This is a genomic window from Ralstonia chuxiongensis (genome assembly GCF_024158925.1).
GTDB lineage: Bacteria > Pseudomonadota > Gammaproteobacteria > Burkholderiales > Burkholderiaceae > Ralstonia > Ralstonia chuxiongensis.
The window spans coordinates 32,184-47,056 of sequence record NZ_JAMYWC010000002.1 but is presented as its reverse complement, the minus strand read 5'-3'; the positions used below and the strand labels follow the sequence as shown (position 1 = coordinate 47,056).

Sequence of the window (14,873 nt, the reverse complement as noted above, 5' to 3'; positions counted from 1 at the left end):
AGGGCGCTGAAAGCGTCCGTTGTGAGCGCGGGTTACAGGGGTTGCGTCCGGTTACATGTGACGCGGCGGCGGAACACAATGCACCGCCGCCGCGTCATGTCACTTCGAATGCCTCAATCCTGCGCGTACTCGCTCATCGGCACGCAGGCGCAGAACAGGTTGCGGTCGCCGTAGACGTTGTCGGCACGGCCGACCGGCGGCCAGTACTTTTGCTTGCGCAGCGATGCTACCGGATAGGCGGCCTGCTCACGCGTGTACTTGTGCGACCAGTCATCGGCCATCACCACGGCTGCGGTGTGCGGTGCGTGCTTCAGCGGGTTGTCTTCGCGGTCGAATTCGCCCGAGATCACCTTGTCGACCTCGCCGCGGATGGCGATCATCGCGTCGATGAAGCGGTCGAGTTCCACCTTCGGCTCGCTTTCGGTCGGCTCGATCATCAGCGTGCCGGGCACCGGGAAGCTCATCGTCGGTGCGTGGAAGCCGAAGTCCATCAGGCGCTTGGCGATATCTTCGTTGCTGATGCCCGATTCCTTCTGCAGCGGGCGGATGTCGAGAATGCACTCGTGCGCCACCAGGTCGTGCGCGCCCGTGTACAGCACCGGGTAATACGGGGCGAGCCGCTTGGCCACGTAGTTGGCCGACAGGATGGCCGTCTCGGTGGCGGCGGTCAGGCCCGCTGCGCCCATCATCGCGATGTACATCCACGAGATCGGCAGGATCGACGCCGAGCCGAACGCTGCGGCCGACACGTTGCCGATGTTCTGGCTGGCGTCTTCACCCGAGGCTGCGCGCCCCGGGAGGAACGGTGCAAGGTGCGCGCCCACGGCCACCGGACCGACGCCCGGGCCGCCGCCGCCGTGCGGAATGCAGAACGTCTTGTGCAGGTTCAGGTGCGAGACGTCGCCGCCGAAGTGGCCCGGTGCGGCGGTGCCGACCATGGCGTTCATGTTGGCGCCGTCCACGTAGACCTGGCCGCCGTGGCTGTGCACGATCTCGCACACGCGCTTGACGCCTTCCTCGAATACGCCGTGCGTGGATGGGTAGGTGATCATGATTGCCGCGAGGTTCTTGCTGTGCTCGGCGGCCTTCTTCTCCAGATCAGCCAGGTCGACGTTGCCGCGCTCATCGCACGCCACGACAACAACCTGCATGCCGGCCATCTGTGCCGATGCAGGGTTCGTGCCGTGCGCCGACGACGGGATCAGGCACACATTGCGGTGCGCTTCGCCACGGCTGGCGTGGTAGGCGTGGATGATCAGCAGGCCAGCGTATTCGCCCTGCGAGCCGGCATTCGGCTGCAGGCTGACGGCCGCATAGCCGGTGGCGGCGCACAGCATCTGTTCGAGCTGATCGATCATCTCGCGGTAGCCAACGGTCTGATCGGCCGGCGCGAACGGGTGGATGTTCGAGAACTCGGGCCACGTCACCGGCAGCATTTCTGCGGTGGCGTTGAGCTTCATCGTGCACGATCCCAGCGGGATCATCGTGCGGTCGAGCGCGAGATCCTTGTCGGCCAGGCTGCGCAGGTAGCGCAGCATTTCGTGTTCGGAATGGTGCGCGTTGAACACCGGGTGCGTCAGGTACGCGCTCTGGCGCACGAGCGAGGCCGGATATGCGTCCGCAACTGCTGCTTCGGTCTTGTCGAAGTCCGGTGCGGCAGCGTGTGCGGCGTGCGCGAAGACTTCCCACAGCGCAACGACATCGGCGCGTGTGACCGTCTCGTCCAGCGAGATACCCAGGCGTGCATCGTCGATCTGGCGCAGGTTGATGCCGTGCGCCTGTGCCGCGATGTGCAGGTTGGCAGTGCGCGCGCCGGTGGCGACGGTCAGCGTGTCGAAAAAGGCGTCGGCTTCCAGCGTGTAGCCGATCGCGCGCAGGCCGGCGGCCAGCGTGGCGGTCAGGCGGTGCACGCGTTGGGCGATGCGCTTCAGGCCCTGCGGGCCGTGGTAGACGGCGTACATCGAGGCCATCACGCCCAGCAGTACCTGTGCGGTACAGATGTTCGAGGTGGCCTTCTCGCGGCGGATGTGCTGCTCGCGCGTCTGCAGTGCGAGGCGGTAGGCCGAATTGCCTTGCGCATCGATCGTCACGCCGACCAGGCGACCGGGCATCGAGCGCTTGAACGCATCGCGCACGGCCATGTAGCCGGCATGCGGGCCACCGAAGCCGAACGGCACGCCAAAGCGCTGCGTGTTGCCGATCACGACGTCGGCACCCCATTCGCCCGGCGCGGCCAGCAGCGTGAGCGCCAGCAGGTCTGCAGCCGCAACGACCAAACCGCCGGCAGCGTGCACGGCATCGGTCAGCGCCTGGTACGTCGCCAGATCGCCCAGCAGCGCACCGTTGGCGCCCGGGTATTGCAGCAGCACGCCGAACGCGTCGTGCTTGGCAGCGTCGGCCGCCGGCCCCGTCACCACTTGCACGCCGATCGGTTCGGCACGGGTGCGCACGACTTCCAGCGTTTGCGGAAGTACGTCGTCCGCCACAAAGAACACGGTCGACTTCGATTTACCAATGCGCTGCAGCAGCGTCATCGCCTCGGCAGCGGCGGTCGCTTCATCGAGCATCGACGCATTGGCGATGTCCATGGCGGTCAGGTCGATCACCATCTGCTGGAAGTTCAGCATCGCCTCCAGGCGGCCCTGCGAGATTTCGGGCTGATACGGCGTGTATGCCGTGTACCAGGCGGGGTTCTCGAGGATGTTGCGCAGGATGACGCCCGGCGTGTGCGTGCCGTAATAGCCCTGGCCGATCAGGCTCTTGGCCACGCGGTTCTGCCCCGCGATGCCGCGCAGCTTGGCAAGCGCCGCTTCTTCGGTCAGTGGCTGCGTGAATTCGCCCAGCGGCATGCCGTCCTGGCGGCGGATGGCGGGCGGGATCACGGCGTCGATCAGCTTGGCGCGGCTATCAAAACCGAGCGCAGCAAGCATCTGCGCTTGCTCTTCCGGCGACGGGCCGATGTGGCGGTGCGCGAAGGCGTCGCACGCCTCCAGGGCGGCGAGGGTGGGGCGTTCGGCAGCAAGCGCCGAGGAAGCGGGGTGCGGAGCGTTCATGGCAAGGGCTCGAAATTCAGGCAAAGCGCCGATGTGCGGGTCAGGCACATCGGCTTCGGTGACCGGCTTAGCCGATCTTGGCGGCGTACTGCTCGGCCGACATCAGCGCGTTCACATCGTCGGCGTTGGTCGGCTTGATCTTGAACAGCCACGCCTCGTAGGCGCCGGCGTTGACCGACTCGGGCGCGCCCGCGGCGTCGGCGTTGTTGGCGATGATCTCGCCCGAGACGGGGGCGTAGATGTCGGAGGCGGCCTTGACCGATTCGACCACGGCAATCGCCTCGTCCTTGGCGACTGCGCGACCAGCGTCCGGCAGCTCCAGGAAGACGATGTCGCCCAGCGCGTCCTGCGCGTAATCGGTGATGCCGATGGTCAGCGTGCCGTCGGCTTCAACGCGGATCCACTCGTCGTGTTCGGTGTACTTCAGATCGGCGGGAACGTTGCTCATGAAAGGTTTCTCCGGAAGATTGGTATTGGGGGATGCAGATTCGGTGTTCAGCTGACCAGCGCCTTGCCATTGCGCACGAACGGCAGTTTAACCACAGTCGCGGTCAACTTGCGGTCGCGAATTTCGACCTGTACGTCGGTGCCGATGGCCACGTCCTTGGGCAGGCGCGCCAGTGCAATCGAGAGCGACAGGCTCGGGCTGAACGTGCCGCTGGTGATCTCGCCGTCACCGGCGGTGGTGATGACCTTCTGGTGGGCGCGCAGCACGCCGCCCTTGTCGCGCAGGATCAGGCCGACGAACTGTTCGCGCTGGCCGCCGGCTTGCAGCGCGGCCTTGCCGGTGAAGTCGCGTTCGCTTTGCAGATCGACCGTCCAGGCGAGGCCGGCGTCGAGCGGCGAGACGTGCTCGTCCATGTCCTGGCCGTAGAGGTTCATGCCCGCTTCCAGGCGCAGCGTGTCGCGCGCGCCGAGGCCGGCCGGGCGTACGCCTGCTTGCAGCAGGCGCTCCCACACACCGGCGATCTGCGCGGCCGGCACGACCAGTTCGAAACCGTCTTCGCCGGTGTAGCCGGTGCGGGCCACCATGATCTCGCCCACGTTTTCCACGGTGACGAAGCCGGCGTTGAACGGCTTGAGCGCGTCCCCCACCGCCTGCGTGCCGGGTAGCGCGGCGTACGTCTTGGCGCGCGCATTCGGGCCTTGCACGGCCAGGATGCCCAGCGGCTCGGCGCCAGCGTTGTTGTCGGAGCGGCGCGGCGTGATCGTCACGTCGGTGCCGGCGGCGGCGTTCTGCGCGACGATCCACTCCAGGTCCGTCGGCGCGGTACCGGCGTTGACCACCAGGCGGAACCAGTCTTCGCGGAAGAAGTAGACGATCAGGTCGTCGATCACGCCGCCCTTGGGGTTGAGCATGCAACTGTAGAGCGCCTTGCCGGGCGTTTGCAGCTTGTCGACGTTGTTGGCGAGCAGCCCACGCAGGAAGTCGCGCACGCGTGCGCCCGTGAGGTCGACCACGCACATGTGCGAGACATCAAAAATACCGGCGTCTTGGCGCACGGCGTGGTGCTCTTCGATCTGGGAGCCGTAGTTGACGGGCATGTCCCAGCCGCCAAAGTCGACCATGCGGGCCCCCAGCGAGCGGTGGATGGCATTGAGCGGCGTGTGTTGGAGCGTCATGGAATCTCTCGGCTGAGCGCGCCGCCGTGGCTTGGGCGCGGCGCATGGATCGGGAACCAGAAAAGCAAAAAGGCCACCTGCACAGCCTGATCCCTCATGGTGACGCCATGAAGATCAACAAGCTGCGCAGATGGCCCCTCTGTCCTTGGTACCTGAGAGATTGCGAAGCGGGGCGCATAGCGGTGCGCGCCGTTCGTGAGCCCCTTCGGTGGGCGCCCGCAGTGATCGTGCGGCGCCAGCTCTCCAGAGTGCGGTCGGACGCATGTCCGCCGATCCGCCCGGTCCTGGATGCCTGAGAGTTTTCGGGTGCTACCCCTTCGGCGGCGCCTTGCCGTGTACGGCGGGCACGCTCTCCCGGATGGATGGGCGGAATTTACGGAAGGGGGATGGGATTGTCAATTGGGGTGGACTTGGCGGCTTTTGAAAGGAGGGCTGGTTTTTATGCTTTCGGTGCATCCCTGGTTTCATCCCCTGCCGGGGCTGACTCACTTTCTTTGTCTTGCCAAAGAAAGTAAGCAAAGAAAGGCGCGCCCGAGATGGCGAAAGATTCCTTGAATTTATGTCGCAGGGAGGGAGGAGAGGCAAACTCGCTTCGCTCAAACAGCCTCCCCTCTTTTTCCTCCCTGCAACAGAAATTCAAGGCGCCATCTAGGGCAGGTACGTCAAAGGCCAAAGACAACGGCCACACCCTCGGGAGCTGGCGAGGTCGCCAAGCTCCAAGCGTGTGGCCGGAGTGCGGGTGTTGGTTGGTCTTGCTTTGGCTTTGACTTACTTGCCGATCTGGCGGCTGACCTGGTTTTCCTGCTGGTTCAGCGTGCGCTGCTCCTGCTTGGTGATGGCGCCGCCATTTTGAGCCGCCATGTCGCGCTCTTCCTGGCGAATCTGGTGGTCTTCCCGGTGCATCTGGCGCGCCTGGCCCTTGGTGATCTCGCCTTCCTTCACTTCGTTGTGGATGCGCTTGTTCTGGTTGGCCAGGCGGTGGTTGACCTCGGCACGGCGCGGGTGGTCTTTTTGCCACTGCGTTTGGGCGAAGGCGCCGGTGGTGGCGGACAGGGCGACGGCGGTAACGGCCAGGGCTTTGACGATGCGGTGCATGGTGGGTTCTCCGGTGGGCGGCCGACCGATTCAGCCGCTGTCCCGTCCATAACGGGGTGCCGCGCATGACCGCTTACGTGGTTCGTGTAACCACGCGTAAGCGGTGTAACGCCCGTGCGAAAAGCGGGGGGCGCAAACGCATGCGGTGCAGCTTCGCGCACCTCCGTCAGGCCCGACGCAGGTGGCCTTGCGCAGGCTCAATCGATGCAAAGGCGCCGTGCTACCATCGCCCTCCGCTGTATGTTCCCGCCTGCTTTTTCTTCTGCCTCTTCCCATGTCTTCCGGTCTCGCCCACGGGCTCAATGCTGCCCAATCCGAAGGTGTGCATTACCTCGATGGCCCGTGCCTGGTGCTGGCCGGGGCGGGCTCAGGCAAGACGCGCGTGATCACGCAGAAGATCGCGCACCTGATCCTGAACAAGGGGTTTGAGCCGCGTCACATCGCTGCCGTTACGTTCACCAACAAGGCCGCCAAGGAAATGCAGGAGCGCGTGGCCAAGCTGATGGACGGCAAGACACGCGAAGACGGCAAGCGCATTCCCATCAAGCAGTTGACGGTGTGTACCTTCCACTCGCTCGGTGTGCAGATTCTGCGCGCCGAGGCCGAGCATGTGGGCCTGAAGCCGCGCTTCTCGATCATGGATTCGGACGATTGCTTCGGGATGATCCAGGAGCAGCTGGCCACCACCGACAAGCAACTGATCCGCCGCGTGCAGAGCACGATCTCGCTGTGGAAGAACGGTCTCGTCGACCCGGACACCGCGATTGCCGAAGCGCTCGCCAACAACAACGTCGATGACCACCAGGCGGCGCTCGTCTACCGCAATTACGTTGCGACGCTGCACGCGTATCAGGCGGTGGATTTTGACGATCTGATCCGTATTCCTGCCGAGCTGTTCGCCCGCAATGAAGAGGTGCGCCTGAAGTGGCAGAACCGCCTGCGCTACTTCCTCGTCGACGAATACCAGGACACCAACGCCTGCCAGTATCAGCTGCTGAAGCTGCTGGCGGGCGGCTCGCACTTGCGTGCGCCGGCCTTCACGGCGGTGGGCGACGACGATCAGGCCATCTACGGCTGGCGCGGCGCCACGCTCGACAACCTCAAGCTGCTGCAGACGGATTTCCCGAACCTCAAGGTCATCAAGCTGGAGCAGAACTACCGCTCCACGGTGCGCATCCTGAACGCGGCCAACGCCGTGATTGCGCAGAACCCGAAGCTGTTCGAGAAGACGTTGTGGAGCGAGCATGGCATGGGCGACGCGATCAACGTGACAAGCGCCAATGACGAAGAGCACGAAGCCGAGAGCGTCGTCTTCAAGCTCTCTGCCCACAAGTTCGAGCGTCGCGCGCAGTTTCGGGATTACGCGATCCTGTATCGCGGCAACTTCCAGGCGCGCCTGTTCGAGCAGATCCTGCGCCGCGAGCGCATTCCGTATGTGCTCTCGGGCGGCCAGAGCTTTTTCGACAAGGCCGAGATCAAGGACCTATGCGCCTACCTGCGGCTGATTGCCAACGCGGATGACGATCCTGCGTTCATCCGCGCCATCACCACGCCCAAGCGCGGCGTGGGCAATGCGACGCTCGAAGTGCTGGGTTCGTTCGCGGGACAGGCCAAGGTGTCGTTGTTCGAGGCGGCGATGATGGGCGGCATCGAGGCCCAACTGGCGCCGCGCCAGCTCGAACCGCTGCGGGTGTTTTGCGAATTCATCGTGCGGCTGTCGGACCGGGCCGCCAAGGAACCCGCCGCCACGCTGCTCGACGAGATGATGGAAGGCATCCATTACGAGGCCTACCTGTATGACACCTACGACGAGCGCCAGGCCCAGAACAAGTGGACCAACGTGCTGGAGTTTCTCGACTGGCTCAAGCGCAAGGGCACCAAGCCCGAGAAAGAGGATGACGAAGAGGCCACCGGTTTCGACAATGCCGATGGCCTGATGGATGCCGGCAAAAACCTGCTGGAGCTCACGCAGACCATCGCGCTGATCAGCATGCTCGAAGGCAAGGAAGAAGACCCGGATGCGGTGCGTCTTTCAACGTTGCATGCGAGCAAGGGGCTGGAGTATCCGCATGTGTTTTTGGTGGGCGTGGAAGAGGGCATCCTGCCGCACTGCCGCGAAGACGATGATCTGACCGACGAGAAGATCGAAGAAGAGCGGCGGTTGATGTATGTGGGCATCACGCGGGCGCAGCGCAGTCTGCATATCAGCTGGTGCAAGAAGCGCAAGCGGGCTCGGGAGACGGTGGTGTGTGAGCCGTCGCGCTATATCGCCGAGATGAAGCTTGGCGAAGACGCGGGGCCGACGCCCGAGGACACCATGCCGGCGATGTCGCCGAAGGATCGGTTGGGGGCGTTGAAGGGGTTGTTGGCGGCGAAGAAGCCTGTGGTTTCTTGATTTTTTTTGACCTTAGTGGTCCACCCTCCTTTCGTTCCCTGCCGGGACCGATCTACTTTTCTTTGTCCTCCAAAGAAAAGTAAGCAAAAGAAAGGCGCGCCCGAGATGGCGACTTCCCCTTGAATTTGTGTGACCGTGCGGGGAAGGAGGCAAACTCGCTACGCTCAGACAGCCTCCTTCCTTGATCCGCCCGCTCACAAAAATTCAAGGCGCCATCAAGGGCTCAACGTCAAAAGAGAAAGGCCAACCCATCGCGCGGTTGGCCTTTTTCGTTTGGGCGGGCACCCAGAAGGTTTGCTTTTGTCCTTTGACTTTCCCTGCCCTATGCGGCGCCTTGAATTTCTGTTGCAAGGAGGAAAAAGAGGGGAGGCCTGTCTGAGCGCAGCGAGTTTGCCTCCCCTCCCTCCTTGCGACATAAATTCAAGGGATGGTTCGCCGCATCGGGCGCGCCTTTTTTTGCTTACTTTCTTTGGCAAGACAAAGAAAGTGAGTCAGCCCCGGCAGGGGATGAAACAAGGGATGGACCAAAAGCACAAAACCCCGAAAAGACCCGTCGCCGAACTGCGCTGTTGTGCCGCCGTGACGGCCTGCGTGCAGCTAGCAACGCTTTGGAACAGGCGTTGACCGACGTTGACACACATCAACGCGGCGCCCACATCCCGGTTTTAGGATGAGCCATCGCCCCCACTAGAACCGCCCCATGTTTCCGTTCGCCAAGCCGGCCGACGATCCGTCCGCCGCAAATGACACCGCCTTCCGCTGGTCGGCGCCGCAGGTGCGCGAGCTCGCGCAGCGTTTTGATACGCACGGCCCGCGCTACACCTCGTACCCGACGGCAGACCGCTTTCACAACAAATTCAGTAACGCCGATTACCTCGACGCCTTACACCGCCGCGCTACGATTGCACCCGCGCTGCATGCGCCGCTGTCGCTATACATGCACCTGCCGTTCTGCGCGAACCTTTGCTACTACTGCGGCTGCAACAAGGTCATCACAAAGGATCACTCGCGCAGCGCACGCTACGTTGAAACCCTCGCCCGCGAGATGGCGATGGTGGCCAACCAGATTGGCCCGCTGCGCCGCGTGACGCAATTGCATTGGGGTGGCGGCACGCCCACGTTCCTTGCGCACGACGAAATGCGCGCCGTGATGGCCGCCACGCGTGAGCATTTCGATCTGGCCGACGATGGCGAGATCTCCGTCGAACTTGACCCACGCCACGCCGACGACGCCACGCTTGAGGTACTGGCCGAAATCGGCTTCAACCGCGCAAGCCTCGGCATTCAAGACTTTGACCCCGACGTCCAGCGCGCGGTCCACCGCATCCAGAGCGTGGAAGAGACACGCCGCGTGGTCGACACGGCGCGCCGACTGGGCTTCGAGTCGATCAGCTTCGACCTGATCTACGGCTTGCCGTATCAGCGTACGGAAACGTTCAACGCTACGCTGGATCGCGTGCTGGAGATGGCGCCTGATCGGCTGTCCGTCTACAGCTATGCGCACCTGCCGCATCTGTTCAAGGCGCAGCGCCGCATCGACATGCTGACCCTGCCGACCGCCGATCAAAAACTCGATTTGCTCGCCATGACGGTGGAGCGCCTCGTTGCCGAAGGCTATGTCTACATTGGCATGGACCACTTCGCGCGGCCTGACGATGCACTCGCCATCGCGCAGCGCGAAGGGCGGCTGCAGCGCAATTTCCAGGGCTATTCGACGCACGCCGATTGCGACATGCTGGCCTTTGGCGTGTCCGCCATCAGCCGCGTGGGTGATGTGTATGCGCAGAACGAGAAGGATCTCGACGCCTATTACGCACGTATCGACGCCGGCGAACTTGCCGTGCTGCGCGGCATGTCACTCACGCCCGATGACCACGTGCGCCGCGCGCTGATTGGCGAGTTGATGTGCGGGTTCGAATTGAACATGCGCGCATTCGGCGCGCGCCACGGGTTGGATTTCAAACGCAGCTTTGCGGACGAGCTGCAGGCGCTGGCACCCCTGGAGGAAGCCGGGCTGGTGAAGGTAGGGGACGAGCGTATTGTCATCACGCCGCAAGGGCGGCTGCTCGTGCGCCGCATCGCCATGGTGTTCGATTCGCACCTGCGTGAGGCAGGCACGGAGCGCGCGGTGGAAGCCGAGGGCAAGCCCGTCACCTTCGTCCCGCGCTACTCCAAAGTGGTCTGATCCGCCTACTGACCCGAGGTCACGTCAGACCGTTGCCGGTTCGGGCTGCAGTGCAGTGGTTTGCGTCTGCGCACTGACCAGCGTCTGCGGCCAGATTTCCGCCAGGCGCAGCAGGTTGGTCGAACCAGCCTGGCCGAACGGCATGCCCGCCGTGATGGCAATCTGATCGCCCGACACGGCAAAGCCTTCTCGCGCAGCGGCACGGCACGCTGCATCCACCATCTCGTCGACGTTGCTCACATCGGGGCTGACCGTGCTGTGCACGCCCCACGTGATCGCCAGACGGCGCGCCGTATCGAGGCGCGGCGTGATGCTCACGATGGGCGCCAGCGGCCGCTCGCGCGCGGCGCGCAGGCTGGTCTTGCCGCTGGACGTGTAGGTGACGGTGGCCACCGCGCCCAGGATGTGCGTCACGTCGCGCAGGGCCGCGCAGATGGCGTCCTGGCGCGTGGGCAGCGGCGGTTGATGCTGCGCGTCGATCAGGTTGCGGTACAGCGGGTCGCGCTCGGTCTCGGCAATGATGCGGTTCATGATGCTGACTGCGGCCACCGGATGTTTGCCGCTGGCCGACTCGGCCGACAGCATCACGGCGTCGGTGCCGTCATACACGGCGCTGGCCACATCAGACGCTTCGGCACGCGTTGGCACCGGCGCCTCAATCATCGATTCCAGCATCTGCGTGGCCACGACTACCGGCTTGCCGTGGTGGCGCGCCATGCGCAGGATGCGCTTCTGCACGCCAGGCACGCGCTCGGGCGGCAACTCCACGCCCAAGTCGCCGCGCGCCACCATCAGCGCATCGGACGCCTGCACGATGTCTTCCAGATGCAGTAGCGCTGCGGGCTTCTCGATCTTGGAGAGCAGGCCGGCGCGGTCGCCAATGATCTCGCGCGCGGCGATCACGTCTTCGGCGCGCTGCACGAATGACAGGGCGATCCAATCGACGCCCAGCGACAGCGCGAAGTCCAGGTCGCGCAGGTCTTTCTCGGTGAGCGCCGGAATGGGAATCACCGCATCCGGCACGTTCACGCCCTTGCGGTCCGACAGCGGGCCGCCATCGACCACGCGCGTGACGATGGCCGTCGGATCGGCCGCTTCCACCGCCAGGCGGATCTTGCCGTCATCGAGCAACAGCGATTGCCCCGGCGCGGCAGCCGCGTACAGCTCCGGGTGCGGCAGGTGCACGCGCGTGACATCACCCGGCGTCGGGTCGCGGTCGAGCACAAAGCGATCGCCGTTCTTGAGCACGACGCGGCCGTCGGCAAACGTGCCGATGCGCAGCTTCGGGCCTTGCATGTCAGCGAGGATGCCGATGGGGCGGCCGGTCTCGGCCTCCACCGCGCGCACGGTGTCGTAGCGCTTGCGGTGGTCTTCGTGCGAGCCGTGGCTGAAGTTCAAGCGGAAGACGTCCGCGCCGGCGTCGAAGAGGGCGCGGATGGTGTCTTTGTCGCTGCTGGCGGGGCCGAGGGTGGCTAGGATTTTGGTGTTGCGGAAGCGGCGCATGTTGGTGTTTCCGGTGGGGTTGTTTGTTTGGACCTTGGCGGTCCACCTCCCTTTCACCCCCTGCCGGGGGCGACTCACTTTCTTTGTCTTGCCAAAGAAAGTAAGCAAAGAAAGGCGCGCCCGAGATGGCGACCCCTTCCTTGAATTTGTGTAACCGGGCGGAGACGGGGAAAACTCGCTGCGCTCAGACAGCTCCCCGTCTTTGTTCCGCCCGCTTACACAAATTCAAGGCGCCATCTAGGGCAGGAACGTCAACGACCGAACCGTTGGTCGCGTGCCCGAGTGGCTCTTGTTTGTTGCTGCTGTTGCTCGCTTCGAGTTGTGCTGCTGATTCCCACTGCACTTGTGGGCGATGGTTTGGCCGTTGACGTTCCTGCCCTTGATGGCGCCTTGAATTTCTGTTGCAGAGAGGAAAAAGAGTGCAGGCCTGTTTGAGCGAAGCGAGTTGCCTGCACTCCCTCTCTGCGACAGAAATTCAAGGAGTCTTTCGCCATCTCGGGCGCGCCTTTCTTTGCTTACTTTTCTTTGGCAAGACAAAGAAAGTGAGTCAGCCCCGGCAGGGGATGAAACAAGGGATGAACCAAAACACCAATCCATCCCTGCATCCAAATCCACTCAGCCAGTAATCAAAATCGCCCGAAAATCATTCACATTAGTCCGCGTCGGCCCAGTCACAATCAAATCGCCCAACGCATCAAAAAACCCATACCCATCGTTGTTGTCGAGCAGTTGCTTAGCCCGCAACCCAAGCGCTTCAGCACGCGCCAGACTATCCGGCGTCAAGATCGCACCAGCGTTGTCTTCAGACCCATCAATGCCATCGGTATCGCAAGCAATTGCATGCACACCCGGCAGGCCATCCAACGCCACGCCCAGCGCCAGCAGGAACTCGGCATTGCGCCCGCCGCGGCCGTTACCGCGCACGGTCACCGTGGTTTCACCACCCGACAGAATCACGCACGGTTTGGTGAACGGCTGATTGCGCGCCACGATCTGCCGCACGATGCCGGCGTGCACTTCGGCCACATCGCGCGCCTCGCCTTCAATGCTGTCCGACAGGATGTGCGCTTCATAACCGAGTGCGCGTGCCTGTGCGGCTGCCGCTTCCAGCGCGTGCTGCGCCGTCGCGATGACGTGGCTGCGATGGCCTTCGAAACGCGCATCGCCGGGCTTGGGCGTTTCGCCCGCGCCGGTTTCCAGATGACGGCGCACGGCTTCAGGCACATCAATGCCGTATTTTTCGATCACGGCCAGGGCATCCGCGCAGGTGGTGGCGTCGGGCAGCGTCGGGCCGCTGGCGATGAGCGTCGGGTCGTCGCCGGGAATATCGGAGATCAGCAGTGTCTCGACGCGTGCGGGTGCGCACGCCAGCGCCAGGCGCCCGCCCTTGATGGACGACAGGTGCTTGCGCACGCAGTTCATCTCGCCGATGCTGGCGCCGCTTTTGAGCAGCGCGCGGTTGACGGACTGCTTGTCGGCCAGCGTCAGCCCTTCGGCCGGTGCAGCCAGCAGGGCCGAGCCACCGCCCGAGATCAGGCACAGGACGAGGTCGTCTTTCGTCAAACCTTCGAGCAGGCCGACCATGCGTTGCGCGGCGCGTTGGCCAGCCGCATCGGGCACGGGGTGCGCGGCTTCAACCACTTCAATGCGGCCTTGTGTGCCGGGCGCGCGGCCGTGCTCGTAACGCGTGACGACCAGGCCAGACAGCTCGCCCTTCCAGTGCTGCTCCACCGCCTCGGCCATCGCGGCTGCACCTTTGCCAGCACCGATGACGATGGTGCGGCCACGCGGCGGTTCGGGCAGGAATGCCGGCAAGCATTGCGCAGCGCTGACCGCAGCCACCGCAGTATCAAACAGGCCGTGCAGCAACGCGCGCGGCGACGGATTGGGCAAGGCAGCGCGCAGGGCGGCCTGGGCAGACTGGTCGTGGTGCATGGCAGAAAGCGGGGGAGACAACAAAAAAACTGCCGCCGCCCGAAGGCTGCGACAGTGCACACAACTTACGCAATATCGTGGTTCGACATGATCTCGATCGCACGGCACAGTGCCGAGTGGTCTTGCTTGCCCATGCCGTTGGCAGCGCAGGTGTTGAACAGCTCCTGCGCGGTGGCCGTGTTCGGCAGGGCCACGCCCAGCGTCTTGGCGCCCTGCAGGGCCAGGTTCAAGTCCTTCTGGTGCAGCTCGATGCGGAAGCCCGGGTCGAACGTACGCTTGACCATGCGCTCACCATGCACTTCGAGAATGCGCGACGCTGCGAAACCGCCCATCAGCGCCTGGCGCACCTTCGCCGGGTCCGCCCCCGCCTTCGATGCGAACAGCAGCGCTTCCGACACGGCCTGGATGTTCAGCGCCACGATGATCTGGTTGGCCACCTTGGTGGTCTGGCCGTCACCGTTGCCGCCGACCAGCGTGATGTTCTTGCCCATCAAATTGAACAGCGGAGCAACGCGGTCGAACGCAGCCTGCTCACCACCCACCATGATCGTCAGCGATGCAGCCTTCGCGCCCACTTCGCCACCCGACACCGGAGCGTCCAGGTATTGCGCGCCGGTCTTGTTGATGCGCGCAGCAAAGTCCTTGGTTGCGATCGGCGAGATCGAGCTCATGTCGACCACGATCTTGCCGGCTGCAGCGTCCTTGCCTGCGTCCTTCAGCGCCTTGGCGACGCCCTTCTCGCTGAACAGCACGGCTTCAACGTGCGGGGTGTCCGGCACCATGATGAAGATGATGTCGGCGCGCTTGGCGACTTCCTCGGCGCTTGTGCAGACCGTCACGCCGGCTTCCACCAGTGCGGCCGGTGCCGGGTTGACGTCGTGCACGAACAGCGTGTGGCCAGCGGCGCGCAGGTGGCCAGCCATGGGGGCGCCCATGATGCCGAGGCCGATGAAACCGAGGTTGAGATTTGCGGTTGCCATGGTGAGGGATCTCCTTGGTTTGAATGTTGGTGGTTGTTGGTTTGGACCTTGGAGGTCCATCTCCCTTTCACCCCCTGCCGGGGGCGACTCACTTTCTTTGTCTT

9 protein-coding genes and 2 riboswitches are annotated in these 14,873 nt (G+C 64.0%); of the genes, 2 read left to right on the top strand and 7 right to left on the bottom strand.

The features are described from left to right. Positions 1-113: 113 nt before the first annotated feature. The 4 genes from gcvP to NKG59_RS04820 all read right to left on the bottom strand — a co-directional run bounded on the left by gcvP (position 114) and on the right by NKG59_RS04820 (position 5,771). The gene (gene gcvP / locus NKG59_RS04835; protein WP_253535724.1) at positions 114-3,053 is read right to left on the bottom strand and encodes an aminomethyl-transferring glycine dehydrogenase; all 2,940 of its coding nucleotides are present in this window, start codon (positions 3,051-3,053) and stop codon (positions 114-116) included. 67 nt (positions 3,054-3,120) lie between these two features. Then, positions 3,121-3,501 (bottom strand): glycine cleavage system protein GcvH, encoded by a 381-nt coding sequence (gene gcvH / locus NKG59_RS04830; RefSeq protein WP_253535723.1) that lies wholly within the window; start codon positions 3,499-3,501, stop codon positions 3,121-3,123. A gap of 47 nt (positions 3,502-3,548) precedes the next feature. Beyond that, on the bottom strand, positions 3,549-4,676 hold the full coding sequence (gene gcvT, locus NKG59_RS04825) for a glycine cleavage system aminomethyltransferase GcvT (protein WP_253535722.1): 1,128 nt from the start codon (positions 4,674-4,676) through the stop codon (positions 3,549-3,551). Positions 4,677-4,805: 129 nt separating this feature from the next. After that, a riboswitch (glycine riboswitch) is annotated at positions 4,806-4,933 on the bottom strand. A gap of 12 nt (positions 4,934-4,945) precedes the next feature. Further along, positions 4,946-5,043, bottom strand: a riboswitch (glycine riboswitch). 401 nt (positions 5,044-5,444) lie between these two features. Next, entirely contained in the window at positions 5,445-5,771 is a 327-nt protein-coding gene (locus tag NKG59_RS04820) for a hypothetical protein (protein WP_045206802.1), read from the bottom strand. A gap of 274 nt (positions 5,772-6,045) precedes the next feature. On the opposite strand from NKG59_RS04820, the gene NKG59_RS04815 reads away from it, so the two are divergent. Further along, positions 6,046-8,166 (top strand): UvrD-helicase domain-containing protein, encoded by a 2,121-nt coding sequence (locus tag NKG59_RS04815; RefSeq protein ID WP_253535721.1) that lies wholly within the window; start codon positions 6,046-6,048, stop codon positions 8,164-8,166. A 700-nt stretch (positions 8,167-8,866) separates the two neighbouring features. Further along, complete coding sequence (gene hemN, locus NKG59_RS04810; RefSeq protein ID WP_253535720.1) at positions 8,867-10,351, top strand: oxygen-independent coproporphyrinogen III oxidase; 1,485 nt, start codon at positions 8,867-8,869, stop codon at positions 10,349-10,351. 24 nt (positions 10,352-10,375) lie between these two features. On the opposite strand, the gene pyk is transcribed toward hemN, so the two are convergent. From pyk to glxR, 3 genes are all read right to left on the bottom strand, one after another. Next, positions 10,376-11,854, bottom strand: a complete 1,479-nt coding sequence (gene pyk, locus NKG59_RS04805; protein ID WP_253535719.1) for a pyruvate kinase — start codon at positions 11,852-11,854, stop codon at positions 10,376-10,378. Positions 11,855-12,469: 615 nt separating this feature from the next. Further along, positions 12,470-13,789, bottom strand: a complete 1,320-nt coding sequence (locus NKG59_RS04800; protein ID WP_253535718.1) for a glycerate kinase type-2 family protein — start codon at positions 13,787-13,789, stop codon at positions 12,470-12,472. Between the two features lie 65 nt (positions 13,790-13,854). After that, positions 13,855-14,829, bottom strand: coding sequence for a 2-hydroxy-3-oxopropionate reductase (gene glxR, locus NKG59_RS04795; protein WP_338001599.1), 975 nt, complete (start codon positions 14,827-14,829; stop codon positions 13,855-13,857). Between the last annotated feature and the right edge of the window lie 44 nt (positions 14,830-14,873).

Bases quoted from the DNA above. Each gene is read 5' to 3' on its own strand.
- pyk (WP_253535719.1), bottom strand. From the start codon at position 11,854: ATGCGCCGCTTCCGCAACACCAAAATCCTAGCCACCCTCGGCCCCGCC.
- NKG59_RS04800 (WP_253535718.1), bottom strand. From the start codon at position 13,789: ATGCACCACGACCAGTCTGCCCAGGCCGCCCTGCGCGCTGCCTTGCCC.
- hemN (WP_253535720.1), top strand. From the start codon at position 8,867: ATGTTTCCGTTCGCCAAGCCGGCCGACGATCCGTCCGCCGCAAATGAC.
- gcvH (WP_253535723.1), bottom strand. From the start codon at position 3,501: ATGAGCAACGTTCCCGCCGATCTGAAGTACACCGAACACGACGAGTGG.
- NKG59_RS04815 (WP_253535721.1), top strand. From the start codon at position 6,046: ATGTCTTCCGGTCTCGCCCACGGGCTCAATGCTGCCCAATCCGAAGGT.
- glxR (WP_338001599.1), bottom strand. From the start codon at position 14,829: ATGGACCTCCAAGGTCCAAACCAACAACCACCAACATTCAAACCAAGG.
- gcvP (WP_253535724.1), bottom strand. From the start codon at position 3,053: ATGAACGCTCCGCACCCCGCTTCCTCGGCGCTTGCTGCCGAACGCCCC.
- NKG59_RS04820 (WP_045206802.1), bottom strand. From the start codon at position 5,771: ATGCACCGCATCGTCAAAGCCCTGGCCGTTACCGCCGTCGCCCTGTCC.
- gcvT (WP_253535722.1), bottom strand. From the start codon at position 4,676: ATGACGCTCCAACACACGCCGCTCAATGCCATCCACCGCTCGCTGGGG.